Source organism: Streptomyces sp. CA-106110 (assembly GCF_050936285.1).
Taxonomy (GTDB): Bacteria; Actinomycetota; Actinomycetes; order Streptomycetales; family Streptomycetaceae; genus Streptomyces.
In genome coordinates, this window is sequence record NZ_JBNJNB010000001.1 from 1,780,967 (window position 1) to 1,806,412 (window position 25,446).

Sequence of the window (25,446 nt, forward strand, 5' to 3'; positions counted from 1 at the left end):
AACCGCCGCGACCAGGGCATCGACGTCGGAAGGGAGCAACTGGGCGGCGTCCTGGCACATCCCGGCTGGTCCCTGGAGAAGCTCTGCTCGTCGGTGATCGAGACGCTGCCCACGCGGGCACCGCGTGACGACGTCACCCTGCTCCTGGCCCGGACCCACGCACTCAGCTCGGGCGCGACCGCGTGCTGGGACCTGCCATGTGGCCCCGCGACCGTCACTGCGCTCGGACCTGCGGTGTACCGCTGTCCCGCGTGGCCACGATCAGCCTGCAGCGCGGGGTGCCGTCGGGCCTTCGGCCGAAGCCGGGCAGTGGCCCGTGGGCCACGGTGAAACCGGCACGCGCCAGCTCACGGCGGACGTCACCGAAGCGGAACGTCCGGTAGTACATGACGAACGACGGCCGCCGGACGGCGTTGCGCACGCGCATCACGGTGTCGAAGCCGAGCAGCGCCCAGTACCAGGGCGAGACCGGTCCTGGCGGGGCCCCGATCGGGAACACGAACCGTCCGCCCGGCCGCAGCACCGAGTGGACCTGCGCGAACAGTCCGGGCAACTCCCGTGGCAGAAAGTGGCCGAACGCCCCGAAGCTCAGGGCCAGGTCGAAGACCGGGCCGAAGGGCAGGGCGCGGGCGTCGGCACGCACCCAGTCGACGCGCGGCGAGCCGCCCGAGGACACCTGCTCGCGTCCGACGGTCAGCATCCCGGCGCTGAAGTCGACGCCGGTGACACTCTCACGGCAGACGGAGCGCAGCACCTCCATCCCCGCGCCGGTGCCGCAGCACAGATCGAGTCCGCGCTCGAACGGACCGAGATGCGCCAGTGCCGCTTCGACCGCTTCGAGGACGGGGTCGGGGGTGCGGAAGGGGGTGTGGTCGAACTTGGGCGCGAGCAGGTCGTAGCCGTGCTCGACCGACGACAGCGCCTGAACGGCCAGCTCGCGGAGGGTGGGACCGTGCGGGGAGAACATCACGGCCAGCTTATGCGCAGCGGGGCGCACGGGGACCGGATCACCCCGGATCGTTCGGACCGGATCGACTTCGTTCAAGGAACGACGGACGGCGACGAGGCCGCGCGTGCTCCCGTATGGTCCCCTCCATGACCACGTTCCGTCCCGCCCCCGCCTGGCTGGCCGACGCTGTCTTCTACCAGATCTATCCGCAGTCGTTCGCCGACTCCGACGGCGACGGCATCGGCGACCTCAACGGGGTCGCCGAGCGCCTCGACCACCTCGCGTGGCTGGGCGTCAACACCGTGTGGCTCAACCCCTGTTTCGTCTCCCCCTTCCGCGACGCGGGGTACGACGTCGCCGACTACCTGAGCATCGCGCCCCGATACGGGTCCGCCGAAGATCTGGCGGAACTCGTCGACGAGGCGGGCCGCCGGGGTATCCGCATCCTGCTCGACCTCGTGGCCGGGCACACCTCCGACCGGCATCCGTGGTTCAGGGCATCCGCGGACGACCCCGACGACCACCGCTACATCTGGGCGCCCCAGGGCCGCCCGCAGGGCTTCGTCGCCTCTCCCGGCACCCGCCCGGGTTCGTATCTGCCGAACTTCTTCGACGTCCAGCCCGCCCTCAACTTCGGCTATGCGCGGGAGGATCCGGACGAGCCCTGGCGTCAGCCGGTGGACGCCGAGGGCCCGCTCGCCAACCGGGCCGCGCTGCGCGAGGTCATGGACCACTGGCTGCGGCTCGGGCTTTCCGGCTTCCGCGTCGACATGGCGGCCTCGCTCGTCAAGGACGACCCGGACCGGACGGAGACGGCCGCGGTCTGGACCGAGTTGCGGCACTGGCTGGACGGGGCCCATCCGCAGGCAGTGCTGCTGTCGGAGTGGGGCGACCCCGAGGTCTCCGTCCCGGCCGGCTTCCACACGGACTTCTTCCTGCACTTCGGCGGCTCCACGGACGGTCTGGCCCTGCGTTCGCTGTGGAGCAACGGCGAGGGCACGGTCGACGCGCGCTGGGACCCGCTGGACTGCTTCTTCGACCCGAACGGCCAGGGCTCCGCACGCCCCTTCGTGGAGGCCTACGACAAGGCGGCGGCGGCGCTGGGATCCTCCGGTTTCATCTCCCTGCCGACCTCGAACCACGACTTCTCCCGCCTCAACTGCGGGCCCCGCACGGCGGAGCAGCTGCCCGCCGCCTTCGCGTTCCAGCTGACCTGGCCGACGCTGCCCGCGATCTACTACGGCGACGAGATCGGCATGCGCTACGTCCCGGGCCTGCCGGACAAGGAGGGCAGCGTGCTCGGGCCGCGGTACAACCGGGCGGGCTCGCGCACCCCCATGCAGTGGGACGAGGGCTCGAACGCCGGGTTCTCCACGGCTGCCGAGGACCGTCTGTACCTCCCCCTGGACCCCTCTCCCGACCGTCCCACCGTCGCCGCGCAGCGCGCCGACGAGGCCTCCCTGCTGCACCTCGTGCGCCGGCTGATCGCCTTGCGCAGATCCGCTCCGGAACTCGGCCCGCGCGCCTCGCTGGCGGTGCTGCACACCGGGTACCCGTTCGTGTACGTCCGGGGCGGCCGCTATCTGGTGGTCGTCAACCCGCGGCGCGACGAGGCCCGCCATCCCCACGCCGCTACCGGCCGCCCGCTGGCGTCCTCGGGAGTGGAGCTCACCGACGGCGTGATCACGGCCCGCGGATTCGGCTACGGCGTCTTCGAACTCGACGGCTAGAGCGGCGGGATGCCCGGGACGGGTCCCGGGCATCCCGCACGCGCTTGCTACCGCGCCGTGAGGGCGACCGGCTCCCCCGGTACACGCCCCACCTCGGCGTACCTCACCACGCGTCCGGTTTCGACTCCTGAGCAGTTGGCCGGGATGACAACGTTGTGGCGCTTCACCTCTTGACGCGATTGGTTCAGACCTTTAGGTTCCCCGCCGTCAAGTCCCTTATGTGCTACCGGAGTTCCACTGAGCGAAGCAGCTCCCGGGCCGGTCGCGGTGTCGCCACGCAGACCGTCCTGAACCGACGAGGAGTGAACTCCGTGATGTCCACCCCCCACTTCAGACGTTTCCCACTCAGGCTCATGATCGGCGCCGTCCTCGCCGCCGTGCTGGCCGCACTCTTCACCACCGCGCCCGCCCGCGCCGCCGACGGCCGGATCACCGGGCTCGCCGGCAAGTGCGTCGATGTCGCCGGAGCCAACAGCGCGAACGGAACAGCCGTACAGCTCTACGACTGCAACGGCACCGGCGCCCAGCTCTGGTCCAACCCGGGGGACGGCACCCTGCGGGCGCTCGGCAAGTGCCTGGACGTCGTCGACCGCAGCACGGCCGACGGCGCCGCGGTGCAGCTCTGGGACTGTACGGGCGGCGCCAACCAGCAGTGGGTGGTCATCGGCGCCCACGACATAGTCAACCCGGCCGCGAACAAGTGCCTGGACGTCCGTGACAACAACTCCGCCAACGCCACCCGGCTGCAGATCTGGACCTGCACGGGTGCGGCCAACCAGAAGTGGAACGCTCCCGCGAGCGGCGGCGGCAATTCCAACCCGTCCGGATTCGTGGTCAGCGAAGCCCAGTTCAACCAGATGTTCCCGAACCGGAATTCCTTCTACAGCTACAGCGGTCTCGTCCAGGCCCTGAGCTCCTACCCGGGGTTCGCCAACACGGGCAGCGACACCGTGAAGAAGCAGGAGGCGGCGGCGTTCCTGGCCAACGTCAGCCACGAGACCGGCGGCCTGGTGTACGTGGTCGAGCAGAACACCGCCAACTACCCGACCTACTGCGACTGGGGCCGGCCCAACGGCTGCCCGGCCGGGCAGGCGGCGTACTACGGCCGCGGCCCCATCCAGCTCAGCTGGAACTTCAACTACAAGGCCGCCGGGGACGCGCTCGGCATCGACCTTCTCGACAACCCGTGGCTGGTGCAGAACGACGCCGCCGTGGCGTGGCGCACGGGCCTTTGGTACTGGAACACGCAGTCCGGTCCCGGCACCATGACCCCGCACGACGCGATGGTGAACCAGGCCGGCTTCGGCCAGACCATCCGCAGCATCAACGGCTCCCTGGAGTGCGACGGAAGGAACCCCGCCCAGGTGCAGAGCCGTGTGGACGCCTACCAGCGGTTCACCGCGCTCCTCGGCGTCAGCCCCGGCTCCAACCTCTACTGCTGAGCGCACCGGGCACGCCGGGGTCCGGGACTCCGGCCCCGGCGTGCCCCGCGGTGACCGTAGGCTCCTACGACCGCTGTGGGCGCGGGTTCACAGGCGTACGGGAAGCGTCCGCACGCTGTTGCCCACGAAGCTCGCATGAGGGGTCAGCTCGGCCTCCGGAAGGGCGAGTTCGAGCTCCGGGAAACGGGTGAACAGGCGCTCCAGCGCGATCCCGGCCTCCATACGGGCCAGCGGAGCGCCCAGGCAGTAGTGGGCACCGTGCCCGAGCGACAGACTGCGTACCGCGCCACTGCGCCCCGGCCTGGTGACATCGAACCGGTCGGCGTCCGCTCCGTGCACGGCCGGATCGCGCCCGGCGGCGGAGTATCCGGCGAGCACGGGCGTGCCCTTGGGTATGACGGTCCCGTCCACGGTCAGGTCCCGCACGGGGTAGCGGAAGGGGAAGTAGCTCACGGGCGCGTCCCAGCGCAGGGTCTCCTCCACGACATCGCCCCACCCCACCTGGCCCTTCTGCACGAGTACGAGCTGCTCGCGATGGCCGCAGAGCGCCCGGACGGCGTTGGTGATCAGGTTGAGGGTGGTCTCGTGCCCAGCGATGATCATCAGCACCAGGGTGCCGATCAGCTCCGGCCCGCTGAGCCGGTCGCCGTCCTCGTCGTGGGCGGCGATGAGCGCGCTGGTGAGGTCGTCCTCCGGGCACTCTGCCTTGGCGGCGGCGATCTCACCGAGGACGGCGACGAGGTCCCGGTTGGCGGCGATGGCCTGCTGCGGGCCGATGTCCGTGGCCACGACCCGGCTGGACAGCTGGTGCAGCCGGTCCCGGTAGCGGTCGTCCACGCCGAGCAGCTCACTGATGACCGCCATCGGCAGGGGCAGCGCGAAGTGCCGCCTGAGATCGGCCACCCCGTCGGCGGATGCGGCGGCGCGGGCCAGGTCCTCGAGCAGGGAGGCGGTCAACTGCTCGACACGCGGGCGCAGTTCCTCGACGCGCCGCGCCGTGAACGCCCGGCTTACGAGCGACCGCAGCCGCCGGTGGTCCTCGCCGTCGGCCGTGGTCATCCCCTGCACGGTCGCGAAGGTCATCAGGGGCCAGCCCTCGGCGATCCGCCCCTCGCGCAGCGCGGTGAAGTGACGCGCGTTCTTCGCGACATCAGGGTGCGAAAGGAACTCCCTCAGGGCGTCGTGCCCGAGTACGGCCACCCCCTCGATCTCCCCGGGCAGCACGACCGGCGTGACGGCACCTCTAGCGAGCAGTCTGGCGTTGTCGGCGTGCGGGCATCCACCTGAGGGGTCCATACGGTGTGGTGCGGCGGAGGAGGTGTCCACCGGAACTCCTGCCGTGGGGGTCGCTCTGACGCCGTACGGCGATCGATTCTGCCCGCTTGCCGCACGATGCGCAGCACCTGGGCGAAGCCGGCACCCCGCGCCGAAGGCCGGAATAGGCCACGTCCGCGATACGTTGAACCGGACGCCCGGATCCATCCCGGCCCCGCACCCGCTCGTCGAGTGCTACAGTGCGATCAGCACCTGTGTACGCCCCTTCTGGGCGCCGGTGCTCGTTCCTCCCAGTGCGTCGACTCGTCCGTCTTCCCGTGACCGACGCAGACGCATCGGCTTTCCCGCATCACCTCGTGAGCAGTGTGTTTCCGCCGTGCCCGAGGTGATGTTCTCCGCCGCAGCGAGGCGCGTTCCTATCCGCCTCCCCGGCCCCTCCCCCTCCCGTACCGAGTCTCCGTCCGTGAAAGGACCCCGAATGACCACCACACTCGAACCCTCTGCCGCACGGCAGGAAACCCCGCCCCAGACCGTCACCGGCGTGCTCGACGTGGACCAGAACGGCAAGGGGCATCTGCGCTCCGCCGGCTGTGCCGCCTCGCCCGCCGATCCCCAGGTCGCCCCTGCCCTCATCCGCCGCCACGGGCTGCGCAAGGGCGACACGCTCGTCGGCACCCGTGCCGGGCGCTCCCTCACCGAGGTCGAGCAGATCAACGGCCGCGCCCCGGACGAACTGCGCGGCCGTCCGCACTTCCGCGACCTCACCCCGCTGCACCCGCGCGAGCGGTTTCGCCTGGAACACCCGGCGGCCGGCCTGTCCGGACGCGTCATCGACCTCCTCTCGCCCATCGGCAAGGGACAGCGCGGGCTGATCGTCGCGCCGCCCAAGACCGGCAAGACCGTGCTGCTCCAGCAGATCGCCGCGGCGGTCGCCGGCAACCACCCCGAGTGCCACCTGATGGTGGTGCTGCTCGACGAACGGCCCGAAGAGGTGACCGACATGCGGCGCTCGGTGCGCGGCGAGGTGTACGCCTCGACGTTCGACCGGAGCCCGAAGCAGCACATCGCGCTCGCCGAACTGGTCGTCGAGCGCGCCAAGCGCCTCGTCGAGCAGGGGCAGGACGTCGTCGTCCTGCTCGACTCGCTGACCCGGCTGTGCCGGGCGCACAACAACGCGGCCGCCGCCGGTGGGCGCACCCTCAGCGGCGGGGTGGACGCGGCCGCCCTGCAAGGCCCCAAGCGGCTCTTCGGCGCCGCACGTCTGGCCGAGGAGGGCGGCTCCCTCACCATCCTGGCCACCGCTCTGGTGGAGACCGGTTCCCGAGCCGACGACTTCTTCTTCGAGGAGCTCAAAAGCACCGGCAACATGGAACTGCGGCTCGACCGCGCCCTCGCCTCCCACCGCCTCTACCCGGCTGTGGACATCGCCCCGTCCGGCACGCGTCGCGAGGAACTCCTGTTGTCCGCACGGGAGCTGACGGCCGTGCGGGGACTGCGGCGTGCCCTGCAGTCGGGTGACGGCCAGGCCAACCTGCAGACCCTGCTGGAACGGCTGCGGGCCACCCCCGACAACACGGCCTTCCTGCGCCAGATCCAGCCCACGCTGCCTGCCGGGTGACCCACAGGGCCCGTCGACGTCCCGGTTTCCGGCATCCGGGTGCACCATCCCCCCACTCGGCCCACGTCATCCGGGCATACACACCCGTACCTTTCCTAACGTTTCCGGTATGAGCATCGGATTCTCATCCCGCGTCGTCGTCTCCTGCTGCACGATCGGCGTGCTTGCCGCACCGGTCCTCGTACCGCACCCCGCCGTCGCCGACACGGGCGCCGATTCCGGTACCGACGGGTCCACGACCGCACGGACCTCGGCCCTGTACCAGTCCGGGACACAGGTGCGGCCACGCCCAGGAGCCACCCCGTTGCCCGAGGTGTCGGCCCTGTCCTGGGTGGTGGCCGACGCCGGCACCGGCGCCGTGCTCGCCGCACACGACGCGCACCGCCCGCTGCCTCCCGCGAGCACCCTGAAGACCCTTTTCGCCCTCACCGTCCTGCCGACGCTGCCCGGCGCGACCGAGCACACCGTCAGCCGGCTCGACCTGGCGGGCGTCGAACCCGGCAGCAGCCTGGTCGGCATCCGCGAGGGGCACACCTACCGGGTCAGCGACCTGTGGCAGGGGGTCTTCCTGAACTCCGGCAACGACGCCGTGCATGTACTCTCCGCACTCAACGGCGGGGTGCCGACGACCGTCCGCCAGATGCAGGCCAAGGCCCGCTCACTGGGCGCTCTCGACACCCACGTGGTCACCCCCGACGGATACGACGCCGACGGACAGGTGTCGTCCGCGTACGACCTCGCGGTGTTCGGGCGGGCCGGACTGCAGAACGCGGACTTCACACGCTACTGCGGCACCGTCGAGTCCAAATTCCCCGGCGACGGCGGGTCCTCGTACGAGATCGCGAACACGAACCGGCTGCTGACCGGTCGCGACGGCGTGGCGGCCTACCCCGGGCTGATCGGCATCAAGAACGGCTACACCAGCCATGCGGGCAACACTCTCGTGGCCGCCGCCCGCCACAGCGGGCGCACCCTTGTGGTGACGGTGATGAACCCTCAAGGAGGCCGCCCGCACGCGGTCTACGAGGAGGCGCGCTCGCTGCTCGACTGGGGGTTCGCCGCCGAAGGACGTGTCACGCCGGTCGGCTCGCTCCTTCCCGCCCGCCCGGCAGGGTCGCGGTCCCGTCCCTCTCCCGCGCCCGCGCCCGCGGCCTCTCCGGCGGAGGACACCGACTGGCCGGAAAGAGGGGCGCTCGCGGGTGCCGTCGGGGTGGGCGTGGGGGCGGTGGTCGCGCTGGCGATGCGGCTGAAGAACGGGCGCCCGGCCCGAGGCTGACCGACCGGCAGCCACAACAGAAGACCGAGGGTGATCCATACGTAGATGTTGCTGCCGATGAAGCCGTCGATCCCCGATGCGTCGTCGAACCACAGCCACACCACACTGCTGCACAGCACCGCGTAGAGGGCGCCCGCGATCCGCAGCCGACCCGCCTGGACCAGCACGGCGAACGACGGCAGCAGCCAGACGAGGTGGTGCACCCAGGTGATCGGGCTGATCAGGCAGGCGGTGAGCCCCGTCAGCGCGAAGGCGGCCCGCCACTCGCCGGCCCTGAGCGCACGGTGGGTGCGCCACACCCACAGCGCGAGAACCAGGACGGCGGTCACCGCCCAGGCCGCATGGCTCGGTTCGCCCGGTGCCGCGAGCCGGGCGAGGACGCCCTGCAACGACTGGTTGGAGACGTAGTCGAGGCGCCCGACGCGGGTGGTGTCCCACACGGCGTGCCCCCAGTAGAAGCGGGAGGCACTCGGAGCCGCCAGGAAGGCGAACAGCGTGCCGGCCGCCGCGACGGCGGTCGCGACGGCGGCGGCCCGCCATCTGCGGGCGAGCAGAAGCAGGCCGATGAAGACCGCGGGCGTCAGCTTGATGGCCGCCGCGAGTCCGATGCCGATCCCGGCCCAGCGCTCGCGGCCGGTGGACAGCAACCAGGCGTCGACCAGCACCAGAGCCAGCAGCAGAAGGTTGACCTGCCCGAAGCTGAAGGTGTCCCGCACCGGTTCCAGTACCGCCAGCGTGCACGCGGCCAGGGCCCAGCCGAACCATCCGTACCGGCGCAACTCCGCACCGACGAGGATCCACAGCACGACGGAAACGGCCGCGAGGTTCAGCAGCAGCGCGCCGACGATGGCCGTGTTCAGGCCGACGAACGCCATCGGCAGCATGCACAGGGCGGCGAACGGCGGATACGTGAAGCCGTATGTCGTCCCCGGCACCCGGTAGTCGTAGATGTGACCGCCATGGTGCACCCAGGCGTCCACGGTCCCGTAGTAGACGCGCAGGTCGAACCAGCCGCGCAGCAGCGGAACCGTGGCCGTGAAGACGGCCACGGCGGCGGCGAGGCACAGGACGAGAACGAGCCGTCCCCTCTCGGTACGGGGAGGTCTCACGCGGTTCCTCCCAGCACGGGAGCCTGCGACGCCTGGTGCGCCTGCCACAGGACGACCAGGGCGAGGACGCCGCCGGAGACGGCCAGCACCACCTGGGCGGTGTCCGGCGGGCCACCGCTCGGCAGCACGCCCAGCGCGAGCACCGCGGTGGCGGCGGCCACCCGGTGGCGCACGGAAGCGCTCGGGGCCGCCGCGGCGATGAGGAACAACCCCCACAGGGCGTACCAGGGCCGGATCGCCGGGCCGAGAACGGCGACGACGGCAAGGCTCAGACCGAGCGCGTAGATCGGGCCAGGCCGCAGCTTCAGCCATATGAACAGCACCGCGAGCGTGGTCGCGAGAAGTCCGGCGGCGTGCCAGACCGGGATGGCGAGAGGCGCGAAGTCGCTTCCCAGACCGTCGAGCAGACGGCCGGTGACCCGGCCGAGCACGCTGGTGGGTGACCAGTTGTGCGGTGAGACAGGGGTTTTCAGGGCGGCTATCCAGCCGTATCCCGTGCCCGCGACCGCCGTGGCCACCACGGTGGTGGCCACCGCCGTCACCGTGGTCGTGGCCACCCCCCGCGCCAGACCCACGTGGCGCCGTAGCGCGATGACTGCCAGCAGGCCCAAGGCGGCTGGGGCCTTGACCAGAGCGGCGAGCGTGACCAGGACGACGCCGACGACGTGCAGGCGGCCGCGGGCGGCGAGCAGGCCGACGCCCAGCAGTCCCAGCATGATGGCGTCGTTGTGGGCGCCCGCGACCAGGTGCAGCAGCACCAGCGGGTTCAGCGCGCCGAGCCAGAGCGCGGCGGCCGGGTCGGCGCCGCACTGCCGGGCGAGCCGCGGCAACGCCGCCGCCATCAAGGCCACGCCGACAAGGGCGACCAGCCTCATGCCGAGCAACCCGGCCGGGAGTTCACCACGGGTCAGGGCGGAGAGCGCGCGGGCGACGACGAGGAAGACCGGCCCGTAGGGTGCCGCCGTGTTCCGCCACACGGGCGCGACCTCGTCGGCCAGCGGACCGCCGAGTTGCGCGGGCCCGTGTGCGTATACGTCGATATGGGAGTCGACCATGGCGCCTTGCGCGAGGTAGCTGTACACGTCCCGGCTGAACAGCGGCGGCGCCAGCAACAGCGGTGCCGCCCACACGGCGAGGACGAGCAGCAGGGCACGTGGGGTGGGCGGCTCCGGGCCGCGAATCACCCTGCCGAGCAGTGCCCAGGCGGCAATGAGCAGGACGACACCGAAGTACACCCCCACGAGTCCGAGGGCGGCTCGCCCGGACTCGGGGGAGACCAGATCCGCGACCGGCAGGGCCCCGGCGGTCTCACCGCCCAACGCGAGAATGGCCGTACCGGCCAGTCCGAGCGCCTGGCAGCGGCGGAGATCGACGGGGAAAGCCATGGCCAACACTCGGTTAGCGTGTCAACGCCGGGTGGCGAGAAAGCGACGCGCGTCCCTCGGCCGGGCGGCCTACATGTGGCCGCAATGTGATCGGCCGTCGTCGGAGACACAAAGGCCCCGGTCGGCGCCACGCGCACGGGCGGCACGGTCAGAACACAGAAAGCCCCGTGAGAGTGGTGAAACGGTCCAGGGCCGCGACGCCCGCGACCGAATTGCCGCGCTCGTCCAGACCGGGACTCCACACGCACAGCGTGCAGCGGCCGGGGACGACCGCGATGATGCCGCCGCCCACGCCGCTCTTGCCGGGGAGCCCCACCCGGTACGCGAAGTCGCCCGCCGCGTCGTACGTGCCACAGGTGAGCATCACCGCGTTGACCTGCTTGGCCTGACTGCGGGTCAGCAGCCGTGAGCCGTCGGCCCCGATGCCGTGCCGGGCCAGGAAGCCGGTCGCGAGCGCGAGGTCGGCGCAGGACGCGTCGATGGAGCACTGCCGGAAGTACTGGTCGAGGAGGACCGGCACCGGGTTGCCGATGTTGCCGTAGGACGCCATGAAATGGGCGAGGGCGGCGTTGCGGTCACCGTGTGCGGTCTCGGAGGCAGCGACCTCCTGGTCGAAGGAGAGTTCCGGGTTGCCGCTCTCGGCCCGCAGGAAGTCGAGCAGCGCACCGGCGGCGTTCCCGGTGCGGGTGTGCAGCCGGTCGGTGACGACGAGGGCGCCCGCGTTGATGAACGGGTTGCGCGGGATCCCGTTCTCGTACTCCAGCTGGACCAGTGAGTTGAAGGGGTTGCCCGAGGGCTCCCGGCCCACGTGCTCCCACAGTGCGTCGCCTTCGCGGGCGAGGTCGAGAGCGAGGGTGTAGACCTTGGTGACGGACTGAGTGGAGAACGGCTGCCGCCACTCCCCCACGCCGTACACGGCGCCGTCCGGCTCGGCCACCGCCATACCGAAGCGTCGCGGGTCCAGGGCGGCGAGTGCGGGGATGTAGTCGGCGGGCCGCCCGCGCCCGGGCAACTGCTCGATCTCTTCGGCGATGCGGTCCAGTACGGCCTGGAAGGGCGGCGAGGTGGCCATGGTCACCATCGTGCCGCCCGGCGGGGCGGACCGCTCCAGGGGGCACCGAAACGTTCAGAGGGCGGGAGGCCGCGGCACCGGCATCCCGCCCCCTGGCGGACAGCGGCGGCCGGCCGGTGAGCCGGCCGCCGGCAGCAGGTCCTTGATCAGCTGAGCGCGCCGGTCCCGAGCAGACCCAGCAGCAGCACGCCGATGACGAGCCGGTAGATCACGAAGGCGTTGAAGGAGTGCTTGGCCACGAACTTCAGGAGCCAGGCGATCGAGGCGTAGGCGACCACGAAGGAGACGATCGTCCCGACGGCCAGCGGCGCGGCGCCCACCCCCGTCCCCAGGGCGTCCTTCAGCTCGTAGAGACCGGCGCCGGTGAGGGCGGGAATGCCGAGGAAGAAGGAGAGACGGGTCGCCGCGACCCGGTCGAGGTCGAGGATGAGCGCGGTCGACATCGTCGCGCCGGAGCGGGAGAAGCCCGGGAAGAGCAGCGCGAGGATCTGGGAGCTGCCCACCAGCATCGCGTCCTTGAACGAGGTGTCGTCCTCGCCGCGCTTGTGCCGGCCCATCTGGTCGGCCGCCCACATCACGCCGCTGCCGACGATCAGCGAGGCCGCCACCACCCACAGCGAGGCGAGCGGCCCGTCGATCAGCGGCTTCGCGGCCAGGCCCACCACCACGATCGGAATGGTCGCGGCGATCACCCACCAGGCGAACTTGTAGTCGTGGTGATACCGCTCCCGCGGGTTGAACAGGCCCCGGAACCACGCCGAGACGATCCGCACGATGTCCTTGAAGAAGTACAGGAGCACGGCCGCGATCGCCCCGACCTGGATGACGGCCGAGAACCCGACGACGGCCTTGTCGTCGACGGGGATCCCCATCAGCCCCTCGGTGATCTTGAGGTGGCCGGTCGACGAGACGGGGAGGAATTCGGTCACCCCCTCGACGACTCCGAGGACGACGGCCTGACCGACGTTGATGACACTCATGGGATCCAGTTCTGAGGAGTTGGTCGACAGTGCTGTAGGCGGTAGTGCTGCAAGAAGGTTTTACTACGCCCGCCCGGATCACGTCCGCCCCCTAAGAGTCATCACGTAATGAGGTGATGTCCACCCGATGTCTGTACGGAGCCGGCGCGCCTGGGTGGCGTGTCAGCTCCGTGCAGCCGGCTGTTCCGACGTGGGCCTTGTGCCGCTCGTTCGCGGGTCGGGTCTCATTCGGGGTAAGTGCGGTACCGGGTGGTGGTGTTTTGTCGAGCAGAGGCCCGCGGCCGGAAACTTCCGGCTTGTGGGCTGCCGCGTGGGTGCGGCCCCGGGTGGGGCGGTCACCGCGCTGCGGTTGACTCGACAGGGCTTCTTGCAGCCCTTCATGGAACATGATCTGTGTGTGGTGCGCCTGGACTATGTCCAGGCGTGCGGTGCTTGGGTCGTCCGGATCAGCGAGGTGGACGTGGGCGCAGAGCGCGGCGGAGATTTTGTCCCTGTCGCCGACGAGCCCGCACGTGGGGCAGGTGTGGATGCGGTCGGCGAGGGTTTTGGGAACGCGTTCGCCGCAGAAGCAGGTCTGGGAGAGTGTGGTTGTGAAGGTGGAGGCCCGGAGCATCCGCCGGCCGGTCTTCTCGCATTCCCGGCCGATGGCAGCTATGAGCCGTCCGGGTGTGGTGGCCTGCAGTGCTTTGCCCCACCTGCGGTACCAGGTGCGGATGTCGCAGTCCTCGACGATCAGGTTCGCGCCGTGGTCGGCGGTGATCTCTTCGGCGATGCGGCGGGCGCGGTGGTCTTTTGCCGCAGCCTGCGTGGCCGCGGCTTCGGCAAGGCGAGCCCGGTTGAGCCGGTAGCCGGCTGACAGGCTGTCGCGCCGGTAGGGCTGCTTGGGCACTCCAGCCTTGTTCGCTGCCCTTGCCCCGCCGGGCGTTTCGACGGCCCGGGCGGGCAGGCGTGCGGCCTGGCGCCGTTCGGCCCGGGCTTGTTGGCGTTTCGACGGCTGGTACTGGCCGGGGTTGGACGCTCGGCGGGAGCGGTCGAGGGCGCGCCTGCGGCCGCGGTCCTTGCGCCGGGCTTTCGCCAGCGCGGCAAGCTCCGCGTCGCTGGGCTCGATGCGGGCTGTTTCGACGTCGCCGTCGGCGGGGTCGAAGGTGTTCGGGAAGGAGACGATGGAGAGGTTGGAGACGTTGCCGTCGATCCCGCCGACCCGCTCCAGTGCGGCCGCCGCCGCACGCCGGGCCTTCGTGGCGGGGGACGCGTAGCCGCCGGTCAGGACCATCAGGTGGGCTTGGTACGCCCATCCGCCCGGCGCTGAGGTGTCGCGGCGGCGCACGAGGTCGATCTTGTGCCAGGTATCGGGATTGGTCAGGAAGTGCAGCAGACGCGGCCAGCGGCCCGAACCCGACGGCAGGCGGACGGGCAGGACCAGGTCGCCGCGGCGGGAATCCGCTCCGCCGGTGAACACGACGGCCAAAGGTCCGGTGTGATCCCACCACGTGGCGGCCCGCGTCTTCGGCGTGTCCTTCGCCGTCACCTCGCCCGTCTGAACGCGTCCCGAAGGGCGCATAGGAGCAGGCAGGTGCCGCGGCTGCTCGAGCACCCCGATCCCTGCAGGGAGCGCGGCGACCTGCTCCGGGGTGAGGAACGTGCGGTCGAGGCTGCGATGGCGGTAGGTGTCCAGGTGCCCGGCGAGGGTGCCGTGGAGCCGGAAGGTTTCCCATGTCCGCGAGGTGGTGTGGGAGCGGGCGCGGCCGGGGATGCGGGTGTAGTCCCACCACCGGCCCACGCGGGGCCGGCCGTGCCTGCGGCCGGAGGCATCCGGGAACAAATGCCGGCTCACCGACGTCTCGAACACCTCATCCGCCTGGTGCATCACCAAAGCTTTGGTGACGTGATGGGCAAGGTGTTTCGAGTGTTCCATGTGCCGGTAGGCGCGGCGTTCCATCCCTTCCCGGGACAGACCGAGTTCCAGCCGCCACGCTTTCACATCCACTTCGCGGCGGACATCACCGGCCCAGTACGCATCGACCGCGTCCCGCGCATCACGCTGCAAGGCCCGCTTGATCGACCACATCGCCGAGAACAGGTCCTCGGTCCGGTGCCGGGTATCAGGGTCGTGGACATCCAGCGGGAGGCGGATCACCGCAAGCTCGGTGTCCTTATCCCGCGTCCAGCGCTTCCCCTTGTTCTTGCCCCGGAACCGGCGGGCAGGAGGCGCACCGCCGGAGGCGGACACGGGCTTGCCCAATGCTGTGCTCACCAATGCTCCACCACCTTCTTTGACTCACGCCCAACGACGACGTCACCTGCCCGCAGTTTGACCAGTGCGGCAACCAACACCAAAGCTACAAGAGCCCACTGACAACGCCCCGTCTCACAAGAGGACTTCGGTCTCTGCGATGGCCGTCATGCGCCTGCGTCTTGCCCACTGCACCTCGTCCGACCTTCGTGCCTGGACAGGCCTAACCGGGCCGCACATGCAGCACCTCGTCAGGCAACTGTGGGAACTCGCGCCCGATACCGGCAGGGGCCGGCCCTGGGCATTGCCGTTCCCCGGAGCCTCCCCCTGAGTGGTGGACACCCTGACCTCGACCCCGGTGGGGGTCGGGAGAGGGTGACCGATTATGGTGATGAAGGTCTATTCGCCCGAGTTCAAGGCCGACGCCGTGGCCCTGTTCCACTCGGATGCTGATCTCACGATCGCGCAAGCCGCGCGTGACCTGGGACTCAACGCGGAGACCCTGCGGAACTGGATCCGCGCCGACCGCGCCCGCGGCGGCAGCACCACCGGCTTGACCAGGAAGAACGTGACCAGCACCACCCCGGCCGTCGAGGCCACCCGCGAGGAGCTCGCAGCCCGCATCCAGGCCCTGGAGGCCGAGCTGAAGGCCGCCCGCAAGGAGAACGCCACGCTCGCCACCGAGCGGGACATTCTGCGCAAGGCGACGAAGTTTTTCGCCTCGGAGATGACCTGGTAGGCCGCTGCCAGTTCATCGAGGACCACTGCGAGACCTACCCGGTCAAGCGGCTGTGCCAGGTGCTCGACGTGCACCGCTCCAGCTTCTACAAGTGGCGGGCGGGTCGCGAGGCCCGCGCCGCGCGGGAGCGGACCGAGGCGGCCCTGGCGACGAAGATCAAGGCCGTGCACGACGACTCCGACGGCACCTACGGCTCCCCGCGCGTCACCGCCGAGCTGCGGGACACGCACGGCATGGAGATCAACGAGAAGAAGGTGGCCCGCGTCATGCGCAAGTTCAACATCGTCGGGGTGCACCTGCGCAAGAAAGTCCGCACCACCGTGCCCGAGCCGGCGAACCAGGTGGTGCCGGACCTGTTCGGCCGGGACTTCACCGCCGCCGAGCCGGGTGCGAAGTACATGGGCGACATAACCTATCTGCCCGTCGGCGACGGCGAGTTCCTCTATCTCGCCACCGTGCTGGATTGCTTCAGCCGCCGGGTGGTCGGCTACTCCATCGCCGACCACATGCGCACCGAACTGGTCGCCGACGCGCTGCGGATGGCCGCCACGACCCGCGGCAGCCTGGACGGGGCGATCTTCCACAGCGATCACGGAGCCCAGTACACGTCGAAGGAATTCGCCGACCTGTGCAAGGAGTTGGGCATCACCCAGTCCATGGGCGCCGTCGGCACCAGCGCGGACAACGCCGCCTGCGAGAGCTTCCACGCATCCCTGAAACGCGAAACACTGCAAGGCGCCCGCCGCTGGGACGGCGCCCGCGCCTGCCGGCTGTCCGTGTTCCGCTGGCTCACGCGCTACAACACCCGCCGCAGACACAAGAAGAACGGCCAGCTCAGCCCCGTCGCCTACGAGGCCCGACACTCAGCTACACTCACACTTGCCGCATAAGCATACAAACCGGTGTCTACTTCTCGGGGGGAACCCCCCCCGACCGGGTCCTGCTCATCGTCCTCGCGTACCGCACCAACCTCACCATGCAGCAACTCGGCTCCCTCTTCGGCATCTCCCACGCGGCCGCCCACCGGGTCATTTCTCGGCTGGCCGCACCGCTCGCCGAACTCCTCGGGCCACCGCCCACCGACCGGCGGGAATTGTGGGTGGTCGACGGCACCCTCATCCCCGTCCACGACCAGCAACGCACAGCGAAGAGCAAGAACTACCGGCGCAGCGTCAACGTGCAGATCGTCTGCAGAGCCCGCGACCGCCGCGTCGTCGCCGTCAAAGACGCCTGGCCGGGCAACCGCAACGATGTGGTCGTCTTCCGCGAAACCCTCCAGAAAACACTCCCTGATCATCCCCGCCTGTCCGGTGACGGCGGCTACCGCGGATGCGACCGCATCCGCACACCACGCCGCGGGGTCGACGGTCGCATCATCAAAGACCGCGCCTACCGCCGGTTCCGCAAACGGCGGGCCGTCGCCGAACACACCATCGCCCGACTCAAAGACCACCAGATCCTCCGCCAATGCAGACGCCGCGGCAACGCGATCAACCACGCCGTCGCCGGCGTCGCCGCACTCCACAACCTCAAGATCGACATCCGGTAAACGAAGCACTCCCAGAAGTGAGACACGCCCCGACCCGCATTACGTGATAGCTCTTAGGGCCACAGAGCCTGGGTGAACGAAACCCCGACAAAGGCTGCACCCAGCCCCGCCGCCACGTTCGCCACGACGTTGGCGGCAGCGTAGAACCCCGCCCCCGTCCCGGTCAGCCGCAGCGTCTCGTACGAGAACGTCGAGTACGTCGTCAGCGCCCCGCACAGGCCCGTACCGATCAGAAGTTGCAGGTGCGGGGAAGCATGACCGGCCGAGGCCGCCCCGGTCAGCAGGCCGAGGACCAGAGAACCCGTGACATTGACCAGCAGGGTGCCCCAGGGGAAGACCGTGTCGTGCTTGAACTGCACCGCACGGTCCACGACATAGCGCAACGGCGCCCCGACCATGGCGCCGACGATCACCAGCAGCCAATTCACAACGAGTTCTCGCCTTCCCCGTCCGCCGCGGGCGGCGCGTCGTGCCGCCCGACGTACGTGATGACCTCGCAGGGGTCCAGCGTCACGAGCCCCTCGGTGACGAGTTCGTCGAGCTGCGACAGGAAGGCGCGGATGCGCTCCTCGGTGTCCACGAGCACCACGGCCACCGGCAGGTCCTCGCTCAGCGACAGCAGCCGCGAGGTGTGGATGAGGGAGGAGGCACCGAAGCCCTCGATACCGCGGAAGACGCTCGCACCCGCGAGTCCGGCGGCATGCGCGCGGTGCACGATCTCGGCGTAGAGGGGCTTGTGGTGCCACCGGTCGTGCTCGCCGATGAAGACGGTCAGCCTGAGGGCCCTGCCGGTCAGTCGTGTCATGGCCGCCTCCGCGGGGCGCCGGTCGGTGGTCTCGTTCATCGTTGCCGCCGTGCCAGGGCCCGGCGGGCGGTCGCCATCGCGAGCCACACCGCCGCGAGGGCCCCGAGCAGGGTCGCGAACAGATAGGCGAACGCGGTGCGCGGGTGCCCCGAGTCGACCAGCCGCTCGATGTCGACGGCGTAGGTCGAGAAGGTGGTGAAGCCGCCGAGCACACCCGTGCCGAAGAAGGGCCGCACCAGCCGGTGGGCCGCCCACACATCGGTGATGACGACCATGAACACGCCCATCACGGCGCAGCCGGCGACGTTGACCCAGAAGGTGGCCCAGGGGAATCCCCCGGCCCCCGCGGGCCACAGCAGCGACGCGCCGTACCGGGCGGTGGCGCCGACGACGCCACCGAGGGAGACGACCGCGACGACGGGCCCCTGACCCTGCCAGGACGACGGCCGCCGGACGGGCTCGGGCGTGGCGGCACTGCCGCGGTCGGCACTCTTGGGGTGGGGGACTCTCATCGGTGTACTTCTCCTACTCGCCGCGACCCTGCTGGACGGGCACGCTCCATCGCAAGTAGGGACCGTTGGCGGCAGAACTGCCGCGGTTCGTGGACGGCGGGCCCCACCGCCGCGCCGCAAGACATGATCGCGGCCCGAGCAAGGGTAACCCCGACCGGGGCCGCTGCGCACCCAGATCGGCCGCCGGGCCACGGCCGCGGCACCGTTCCCACGGGCCGCCTCGCAGGCGCGGGTCACCCTCCGGAAACCAGGGCGGCGGCGGACGCGATGCCGTTGCTGCACCGCTCCCGGAGGCGGCCTGCCCGCGCCGCGGCCGTCTACCACCCCTTCTCGAACATGCGTGCAACTTCGGCGATACGGACCTCGTCGCGGCGGTAGTGGGTGTGCCGCCGGATCCTCTTCGTGCGCAGCAGGCCGATGGCGGCGAGAAGACGCAGATCGGTATCGGCGACAGACCGGGGCACGGCGAGTTTCGCGGCGACGGCCGCCGCGGTCACGCCGTCCTCGACCAGGTCGCCGCGGCGGGGCGGCGGAAAGTGGGCCTCCGGGTCCTTCAGCCACTCCAGGATCCACATCCGCTGCTCGCTCACCGGTGTCCTCAGCATGCCGTCCCCTCCGTACCGCCCTCCTGACCCACTGTCGCGTGCCCTGTGGTGCCGGGCCGAGGTGGTAACGGGCCGAAGTGCTCTGATCGAACAGGCCCGTCACAGGTCCGGCCGGGCCTCGTGCGCGGCCAGGCCTCACCTTCCGGAGGGATCGTCGGTGGCTGATCTCCGCCGCGCGCGACCGGTCAGTTTCGAAGAAGCCACAGGACGGCCCCCCGCCCTAGCGTGGAACCACCGACGAACCCCGTCGGCCCACGCAACCGCCGAGGAGCACTCATGACCGCCGAACTCAAGACGATCATCTACCCCGTCAAGGACCTCGCCCGGGCGAAGGCCCTCTTCAGCGCCCTGCTGGAGGTGGAGCCCTACGCCGACGAGCCGTACTACGTCGGCTACAAGGCGGCGGGGCAGGACATCGGCCTCGACCCGAACGGCCACGCCAAGGGGATGACCGGACCCGTGCCCTACTGGCACGTGTCCGACCTCAAGGCCCGCCTCAAGGGGCTGCTGGACGCCGGGGCCGAGCTGCTGCAGGACGCCCAGGACGTCGGTGGCGGCAGGCTGATCGCCTTCGTCAAGGACGCGGACGGCAACTTGGTGGGGCTGCTCCAGGACCCGGCCGCCTAGTCGGGCCGCGCGCCCTCCTTCGGTGCGACGGGCTGCTTGCAGATGCACTAGTTGCACGGTAAACAAAGCAGCCCGTTTCTGTTACCGTGCGAGTATGGCAGCGAAAACGGCCGGTGCCCGGCTCGAGGAGCAGTGGCGGGACATCCTGTCGGTGCACGCCCACACCATGTGCGAGATCGACCGGGTGCTGCACCCGTACGGGCTCGGCGCCAGCGACTTCGAGGTGCTCGACATCCTCGCCACCGAGGCACCGGCGGCCGGCGATCAGTGCCGGGTGCAGAACATCGCAGGGCGGGTGCATCTGAGCCAGAGCGCTCTGTCCCGGCTGATCGGACGGCTGGAGAAGGACGGCCTGGTCCACCGCTCCGTGTGCGAGGAGGACCGGCGCGGGGTGTGGGTCGCCCTCACCGAGAAGGGCCGCGAGGTGCACGCCGAGGCGCTGCCGCTGCAGCGTGAGGTCCTGGCCCGGATGCTCACCGCGCCGACTCCCGCGGGGCAGCCGGTCACAGAGTGAACTCGGCGCCGTCCGCGAGGACTTCGGCGCCGGCCTCGGTCACCTGACGCCGCGCGGCCGAGGCGGGGTCGAGCAGCGGGTTGGTGTTGTTGAGGTGGGTGTAGATCCGGCGCGGTCCCGGGTGCCGGGCGAGGGCGGCCAGAGAGCCGTGCGCGCCAGCGACGGGGAGGTGGCCCGGCGCCGCCTTCCCGGGTCCGCCCCCGATCGCGTCCAGCTCGTCCGCCGTGTAGAACGTGCCGTCCAGCAGCGCGCAGTCCGCCTCGGTCAGCAACTCGTCCAGGACCGGCGACCACGCGCCGACGCGGGGTGCGTACACGAGCACTCCGCCGGTGGACAGGTCCTCGACGCGGTAGGCGATTACCCAGTGGTCGTCGGGAGCGGCACCGGCCACGTACCCGGGCGCCTCGGCGCCCACCGGATGCGCGGAGACGACCAGACCGCCGGCCAGGACGAACCCACCGTCGGTCAGGGCGTCCACCCACTCCCACACGGCACAGCGGTCGAGTCCCGCCCGCACCGGGGCCAGCACGGCCAGGACCGGTGGCGCGGCGTACACCTTCAGGCCGGCCGCGCCCCGGAGCGCCGTCAGTCCCGCGCTGTGGTCGGCCTCCGCGTCCGTCAGCAGAACGCCCCTGAGCGGGGTGTCCCGCGGGCCCGGGCCCGGCCGGAGCGCGGTGGTGGCCGTCACCTGCGTACCGATGTCCGGTGAGGCGTTGAGGAGCCACCAGTCGCGCGCATTGCCGGAGACGGCGACGCACTCCTGAGTGCGGGTGGGCAGTTCGCCGTCGCGGGCGGCCGTGCACAGCGCGCACGCGCAGTTCCACTGCGGGAAGCCGCCGCCGGCGGCCGTACCCAGCAGGACGGCCCTCACGACCATCCCCCTTCCGAGCCGGTGTTCACCCCCGGGATCTTCCCGCGGGACCGGCCCGGACTACCCCGCCACGGGGGGCACTTCAGGCCGATCTGCGGGGCTGCCGGTCCGTCGGGCGCCGGGGCGGGATCGGGACGGAGGGGAAATCGCGTGGCCCGCTCCACAACGCGGGCACGGCGTCGGTGCGGCGGCACAGTTCGTACGCTATCGGCTCGTAGTTGACCCGCCAGCCGCGGAAGTGCGGCCACGCCTCCCGTGCCGTCCGTTCGGCGGGGAAGCCCGCTGCCATCACCATCGCCACGGCCGCCTCGAACTCGCCGAAGGTGAGACGGACCGGTCCGTCCGGCACCGGGTCGGAGTCGAACGCGAAGCGCACCGAGCGGGCGATGTCGCGCAGGGAGGTGAACCCGGCCCTGATCACCAGCCGGGCCTCCGCCGGCGCGGCGTGCGGCGCGAGCGAGAGCTGCATGGCCGCCGCGTCCATCACGGCGAGGAGCCCGACCATCCAGTTGCGGTACGGGCCGGGCGAGCGGAACGCGATCAGGACCGGGTAGCTGGCGTGGCTCTCCCCGATGTCCGCGGCCAGCCGCTCCCAGGCGCGGAAGAGCTCGGGCAGGGCGGTCTCGGTGTCGACGAGCCACTGACGGGCCAGGATCTCAGGGCCCCAGGCGGGTTCTCCGGCCCGGGACTGGAGCAGTGTCACCTCGAGTTCGCGGCGGTTGTAGGCCGCGTACAGGGTGGGCAGGTAGGCGATCTGCAGGGCGATCAGGACGGGCCCGGTGATCGCCGCCAGGAAGTCGACCGCGGACAGATGCAGCCGCTGACCGCTGGCGAAGCCGAGGGTGAACATGCTGGATCCGGCCTCGCGGAAGGAGTTGGCCCAGGTCAGTGAGGACAGGGCGTGCAGGAGGAGGCCGAAACTCGCGAAGGCTCCGCCCAGCCAGGTCGCGAGCATGCCCATCAGCATGAGCGAGCCGAGCCAGGTCTGCGCCCGGTCGATGGCCTCGTAGCCACCGCGGAGGGCGGCCAGGCGCAGCAGCCGGCGCAGGACCCACCACAGCCGGTAGACCAGTGCCGAGTAGAGGCCGCGCGGGACCACCAGGGTCCGCAGGATGCTGGCGAAGACGGCGACGAGAAGCAGTGCGCCGGCCAGGCCGGAGATCCATCTCATGCGGTCATTGTGAGGGGTGCCCCGGCCGGCCCCGTGTCGGCGTCCCTTGTGGGGCGTCATGGGCGGCTGGTGCGCCGGGGCCCGCGCGGCGGCGGGCCGGGCGTCCGGTCAGCTGGGCCAGGACGTGGGTACGGGCCTTACGGCCGCGCGAGAAGTGTGCGCACTCCGTCGGAGTTGAGCGTCAGCCCGTGCGGCGAAGCCGCGTCTATGGTCAGCGTGAGATCGCCGGTGGGCCACTGGGAGGCGAGCGCGCCGAGCGGCACGAGCCGGTAACGCGAGACGAACGGCAGCAGGTCGGACATCTCCGTCTCGGAGGTGAACACGGGCACCGTCTGCTCCCCGTCCGGTTGTTCCAGGACGGGCAGGGACACGGCATAGGGATCGGTGGCGTCGTTCTCGTCGACGTCGTCCGGCACGGGGACCAGCACGTCGCTGCCGGCCAGTGTGTCCAGCGCCGTCGAGTCCGCGGAATCCACAGCGAGCGTGTCCAGTGCTTCCTGAGCTGCGGTCGAGCGGTGGTTCTTGTTGGGCGTGTTCATGACGGATCCCCTGGTAGTGGCGGGCGGGGCGGCCCGGAACGTTCGGCTCCGGGCGGCCCCCGACGCGTACCCCACGGGGGCGGGGCCATTCCTTGCACGGAGGCCGGATCGAAGGCCGGGCCTTCGGGGATCCGGCCGCCCTGACCGGACCGGCCAGGACCGGCGTGCTGGACAGTGAGCGGCGCCCTGGGGTGGCCTCCGGCCCACAGCCGGAACCCTCTTCGCTCACGGCCGTGGCCTGGCGGCCGACTGGGGCGCCTGACCGGCGATGACCGTCCCCGCCCCCTCGACGCCCGGACCGCCCAGGTCCTGGGCCAGGAAGCGGTAGACGTGGGCCAGGTCCCGCACCCACCGGCGATGTACAGGTCGTGAGCACCGGTCGGGGCGAAGGCGCCGGCCACGGCGGGATGTGCCGCCGGCTCCCGTCCGACCGCGTCGAGCCCGCCGGGAGCCGGCGCGGCGGCCCCGGACTGCACCCGCATCGGTGGGGCCCTGTGCGCGGGCGGTGGGACACCGTACGGCCGGGGGTGAGACCCGATGCACCGCGGGCGGTGACCCCGGGATCTCCGGAGTCACCGCCCGCAGGCTGCGCAAGGCGTCAGGCGCCGGCGCGCTCCCTGCGGCGCAGGGTGATGTACGTGCCCGTCGCACCGGCCGCGACGATCGCGGCCGCCGCGATGCCCACCGGCAGGGCCGGGAACGAGGACGCGTCCGTGGTCGCCGCCGTGTTCTCCATGGCGGGACCCGGGGTGATGCTGGTGGCGACCGGGGCCACGTGGTGGATCCGGCCGACCGACTTGACCGAGCCGTCCGCGTTCAGCAGCACCTGCTTGTTGTTGGGGTGCCGGAAGTCGAACATGCCCGAGAGCGAACCGGCCGTGGCGTCGAAGGAGTGGTCGCCGATACGGCCCGTGCGCCAGTTGTCCTCGATGAAGCGGGTGATCGAGGCCTGGTCGGTCAGCGTGTGGTCGACCTTGTTGACCTTGCTGTACGGGGAGACGACCAGCAGCGGCTGACGGGTGCCGGGGCCGCAGCGGTCCGCGTAGCCGCCCGACGCCGCCGGGCCGGCCTGGCAGGCCGGGCTGTCGGCGGCCTTGCCGTTGGAACCGACCGTAGTGTCCTTGGAACCGTTGCGCGGCTTGGCGTAGGCGTGGTCGTACCAGCCGTCGGAGTCGTCGTAGGCGATGACGACGGCCGTCGAGCTCCACTGCGGCGAGTTCTGGAGCGCGTTGATCTGGTCGACCAGGAAGTGCTGCTCGTCGATCGGGTCCGAGTAGGCGGCGTGGCCGTCCTGGTACTCGGCGGCCTTGACGAAGCTGACCGCCGGGAGCTTGCCCGCCTTGAGGGCAGCGTCGAAGTCGGTCAGGTCGTAGTTGTGGTTCGCCTGGCCGTTGTGACCGATCTCGTCGACGTTCTTCGGCGGCAGGTGGTGCGGGTTGGACGTCGACTTGTAGTACTCGAACGGCGAGTGGTGCGGGCTGTAGTCCACGACCGCGGCGCCGCCGGTGTTGGTGTGCGTGGCGTCGCACTTGGCGTAGTCGCCCTGCTTGCCGTCCCACGCGGTGGACGGGCGGAAGCCGCCCTGGAACCAACCCCAGCTGACCTTCTTGGAGTTGAGGACGTCACCGATGTTGCGGCCCTGCATCGACGCGAGCGCGTTCTTGCTGGTGTGGTCCTTGTCGGAGCAGTCGTCGTACGCCGGGTCGGGGTCGTTGGTGACCGTACCGACACCCTTGGCGTCGGGCGACTGGACGGTGTACGAGTCCGGCGTCGTCGTCTGCTTGGGGTTCTCGGTGCCGGTCGCGGGGTCCACGGAGACGACGCCGTGCGTCTGACCGGAGACCAGGTTGAGCGCGCCGGGCGTGGACGGGCCGTAGACGGAGCTGTAGGAACGGTCGCTCATGGAGTACTGCTGCGCGTAGTTCCACAGCGCGGTGACGGTGTTGCCGTCGTAGTAGTCCATGACCAGGCCGGGCTCGCCGAACAGGTTGCCGGAGCACTTGCCCGAGTCCGTGTTCTGGACGAACTGGTCGTTCTTTCCGCCGTTGTACGCGTACTGCTCGGGGCCGTAGGCGTGGTTCTGGTCGCAGGTCAGTGCCTGGGACGGGGTGAGCCGCTTGGGCGCGTACTGGTTGGGGTTCTTCGTCAGCAGCCCGGCGGTACGCAGGTTGTCGACGTCCTTCGGGGTCTTCTTGGACGCCGTGAACTTCGTGCCATCGGTGTTCGCGGCCTGCGGGTAGGTCGCGAAGTAGTGGTCGAAGGAGACGTTCTCGTCGAAGAGGACGACCACGTGCTTGATGGGCGTGGCGGTCGAGGAGTGGGGCCACCCGTTCGGAGCGGCGGCCCAGGCCGGCGCGTTCGCGCCGAGGGCCGTGAGCGCGGCCGCACCCAGGAGCGCTCCAAGACTCCTCATCGTTGCTCGTCTTCCCTTGCTCGCCATGATGC

23 protein-coding genes and 1 pseudogene are annotated in these 25,446 nt (G+C 70.7%); 8 read left to right on the forward strand and 16 right to left on the reverse strand.

Annotated elements, in window-relative coordinates; genetic code table 11:
• Nucleotides 1-214 precede the first annotated feature (214 nt).
• Nucleotides 215-967 carry a methyltransferase domain-containing protein gene (locus ACQEXA_RS08300; protein ID WP_432935608.1) on the reverse strand — a complete coding sequence of 251 codons (753 nt, stop codon included), beginning with the start codon at nt 965-967 and terminating at the stop codon, nt 215-217.
• A gap of 128 nt (nt 968-1,095) precedes the next feature.
• Between ACQEXA_RS08300 and ACQEXA_RS08305 the strand changes: the two genes are divergently transcribed.
• Together ACQEXA_RS08305 and ACQEXA_RS08310 are read left to right on the forward strand one after the other, a co-directional pair.
• Complete coding sequence (locus tag ACQEXA_RS08305) at nt 1,096-2,679, forward strand: alpha-amylase family glycosyl hydrolase (protein ID WP_432935606.1); 1,584 nt, start codon at nt 1,096-1,098, stop codon at nt 2,677-2,679.
• A 314-nt stretch (nt 2,680-2,993) separates the two neighbouring features.
• Nucleotides 2,994-4,121 (forward strand): glycoside hydrolase family 19 protein, encoded by a 1,128-nt coding sequence (locus ACQEXA_RS08310; RefSeq protein ID WP_432935604.1) that lies wholly within the window; start codon nt 2,994-2,996, stop codon nt 4,119-4,121.
• Between the two features lie 87 nt (nt 4,122-4,208).
• Here the strand turns inward: ACQEXA_RS08310 and ACQEXA_RS08315 are convergent, their stop codons facing one another.
• Entirely contained in the window at nt 4,209-5,447 is a 1,239-nt protein-coding gene (locus tag ACQEXA_RS08315) for a cytochrome P450 family protein (protein WP_432935602.1), read from the reverse strand.
• A 325-nt stretch (nt 5,448-5,772) separates the two neighbouring features.
• On the opposite strand from ACQEXA_RS08315, the gene rho reads away from it, so the two are divergent.
• Together rho and ACQEXA_RS08325 are read left to right on the forward strand one after the other, a co-directional pair.
• The gene (gene rho / locus ACQEXA_RS08320; protein WP_433129248.1) at nt 5,773-7,014 is read left to right on the forward strand and encodes a transcription termination factor Rho; all 1,242 of its coding nucleotides are present in this window, start codon (nt 5,773-5,775) and stop codon (nt 7,012-7,014) included.
• A gap of 109 nt (nt 7,015-7,123) precedes the next feature.
• Nucleotides 7,124-7,951, forward strand: a pseudogene (locus ACQEXA_RS08325) (D-alanyl-D-alanine carboxypeptidase family protein); the annotation flags it as partial.
• 83 nt (nt 7,952-8,034) lie between these two features.
• On the opposite strand, the gene ACQEXA_RS08330 reads toward ACQEXA_RS08325, so the two are convergent.
• The 5 genes from ACQEXA_RS08330 to ACQEXA_RS08350 all read right to left on the reverse strand — a co-directional run bounded on the left by ACQEXA_RS08330 (nt 8,035) and on the right by ACQEXA_RS08350 (nt 15,090).
• Entirely contained in the window at nt 8,035-9,399 is a 1,365-nt protein-coding gene (locus ACQEXA_RS08330) for a glycosyltransferase family 87 protein (RefSeq protein WP_432935598.1), read from the reverse strand.
• A complete protein-coding gene (mptB, locus tag ACQEXA_RS08335; protein ID WP_433129250.1) occupies nt 9,396-10,784 on the reverse strand; it encodes a polyprenol phosphomannose-dependent alpha 1,6 mannosyltransferase MptB in 1,389 nt (462 codons plus the stop codon). Before mptB ends, ACQEXA_RS08330 begins: the two co-directional genes overlap by 4 nt.
• Nucleotides 10,785-10,932: 148 nt before the next feature.
• On the reverse strand, nt 10,933-11,856 hold the full coding sequence (locus ACQEXA_RS08340; RefSeq protein WP_432935594.1) for a glutaminase: 924 nt from the start codon (nt 11,854-11,856) through the stop codon (nt 10,933-10,935).
• 146 nt (nt 11,857-12,002) lie between these two features.
• Nucleotides 12,003-12,836: an undecaprenyl-diphosphate phosphatase gene (locus ACQEXA_RS08345; RefSeq protein WP_432935592.1), complete on the reverse strand. Its 834-nt coding sequence runs from the start codon at nt 12,834-12,836 to the stop codon at nt 12,003-12,005.
• Between the two features lie 91 nt (nt 12,837-12,927).
• Nucleotides 12,928-15,090: a zinc ribbon domain-containing protein gene (locus ACQEXA_RS08350; protein ID WP_433129252.1), complete on the reverse strand. Its 2,163-nt coding sequence runs from the start codon at nt 15,088-15,090 to the stop codon at nt 12,928-12,930.
• Nucleotides 15,091-15,454: 364 nt separating this feature from the next.
• Here ACQEXA_RS08350 and ACQEXA_RS08355 point away from each other — a divergent pair.
• Both ACQEXA_RS08355 and ACQEXA_RS08360 read left to right on the forward strand, forming a co-directional pair.
• A protein-coding gene (locus ACQEXA_RS08355; protein ID WP_432920220.1) for an IS3 family transposase occupies nt 15,455-16,698 on the forward strand; the annotation gives its coding sequence in 2 pieces (ribosomal slippage) (nt 15,455-15,794 and nt 15,794-16,698; 1,245 coding nt in all).
• Nucleotides 16,699-16,700: 2 nt separating this feature from the next.
• Nucleotides 16,701-17,357, forward strand: a complete 657-nt coding sequence (locus ACQEXA_RS08360) for a transposase (RefSeq protein ID WP_433134491.1) — start codon at nt 16,701-16,703, stop codon at nt 17,355-17,357.
• 53 nt (nt 17,358-17,410) lie between these two features.
• Here ACQEXA_RS08360 and crcB (ACQEXA_RS08365) read toward each other — a convergent pair whose 3' ends face one another.
• From crcB (ACQEXA_RS08365) to ACQEXA_RS08380, 4 genes are all read right to left on the reverse strand, one after another.
• Nucleotides 17,411-17,785, reverse strand: a complete 375-nt coding sequence (crcB, locus tag ACQEXA_RS08365; protein ID WP_359396429.1) for a fluoride efflux transporter CrcB — start codon at nt 17,783-17,785, stop codon at nt 17,411-17,413.
• Nucleotides 17,782-18,162, reverse strand: coding sequence for a DUF190 domain-containing protein (locus ACQEXA_RS08370; RefSeq protein WP_359396568.1), 381 nt, complete (start codon nt 18,160-18,162; stop codon nt 17,782-17,784). The genes crcB (ACQEXA_RS08365) and ACQEXA_RS08370 overlap by 4 nt, the downstream gene beginning before the upstream one ends.
• Nucleotides 18,163-18,197: 35 nt before the next feature.
• Nucleotides 18,198-18,674 carry a fluoride efflux transporter CrcB gene (gene crcB, locus ACQEXA_RS08375; protein WP_432935590.1) on the reverse strand — a complete coding sequence of 159 codons (477 nt, stop codon included), beginning with the start codon at nt 18,672-18,674 and terminating at the stop codon, nt 18,198-18,200.
• A 317-nt stretch (nt 18,675-18,991) separates the two neighbouring features.
• Nucleotides 18,992-19,279: an ArsR family transcriptional regulator gene (locus ACQEXA_RS08380; protein WP_433129254.1), complete on the reverse strand. Its 288-nt coding sequence runs from the start codon at nt 19,277-19,279 to the stop codon at nt 18,992-18,994.
• A 276-nt stretch (nt 19,280-19,555) separates the two neighbouring features.
• Here ACQEXA_RS08380 and ACQEXA_RS08385 point away from each other — a divergent pair, with 276 nt between their 5' ends.
• Both ACQEXA_RS08385 and ACQEXA_RS08390 read left to right on the forward strand, forming a co-directional pair.
• Nucleotides 19,556-19,906 (forward strand): VOC family protein, encoded by a 351-nt coding sequence (locus ACQEXA_RS08385; protein ID WP_432935586.1) that lies wholly within the window; start codon nt 19,556-19,558, stop codon nt 19,904-19,906.
• 94 nt (nt 19,907-20,000) lie between these two features.
• Nucleotides 20,001-20,420: a MarR family transcriptional regulator gene (locus tag ACQEXA_RS08390; RefSeq protein ID WP_432935584.1), complete on the forward strand. Its 420-nt coding sequence runs from the start codon at nt 20,001-20,003 to the stop codon at nt 20,418-20,420.
• Here ACQEXA_RS08390 and pqqB read toward each other — a convergent pair.
• The 5 genes from pqqB to ACQEXA_RS08415 form a co-directional block, all read right to left on the reverse strand.
• Nucleotides 20,410-21,291 carry a pyrroloquinoline quinone biosynthesis protein PqqB gene (gene pqqB / locus ACQEXA_RS08395; RefSeq protein WP_433129256.1) on the reverse strand — a complete coding sequence of 294 codons (882 nt, stop codon included), beginning with the start codon at nt 21,289-21,291 and terminating at the stop codon, nt 20,410-20,412. The genes ACQEXA_RS08390 and pqqB overlap by 11 nt on opposite strands.
• 82 nt (nt 21,292-21,373) lie before the next feature.
• A complete protein-coding gene (locus ACQEXA_RS08400) occupies nt 21,374-22,462 on the reverse strand; it encodes a hypothetical protein (RefSeq protein WP_432935580.1) in 1,089 nt (362 codons plus the stop codon).
• Between the two features lie 137 nt (nt 22,463-22,599).
• Entirely contained in the window at nt 22,600-23,001 is a 402-nt protein-coding gene (locus ACQEXA_RS08405; RefSeq protein ID WP_359396444.1) for an SseB family protein, read from the reverse strand.
• A 225-nt stretch (nt 23,002-23,226) separates the two neighbouring features.
• The gene (locus ACQEXA_RS08410) at nt 23,227-23,349 is read right to left on the reverse strand and encodes a hypothetical protein (RefSeq protein ID WP_432935579.1); all 123 of its coding nucleotides are present in this window, start codon (nt 23,347-23,349) and stop codon (nt 23,227-23,229) included.
• Between the two features lie 250 nt (nt 23,350-23,599).
• Nucleotides 23,600-25,414 carry a phospholipase C gene (locus ACQEXA_RS08415; RefSeq protein WP_433129258.1) on the reverse strand — a complete coding sequence of 605 codons (1,815 nt, stop codon included), beginning with the start codon at nt 25,412-25,414 and terminating at the stop codon, nt 23,600-23,602.
• Nucleotides 25,415-25,446 lie beyond the last annotated feature (32 nt).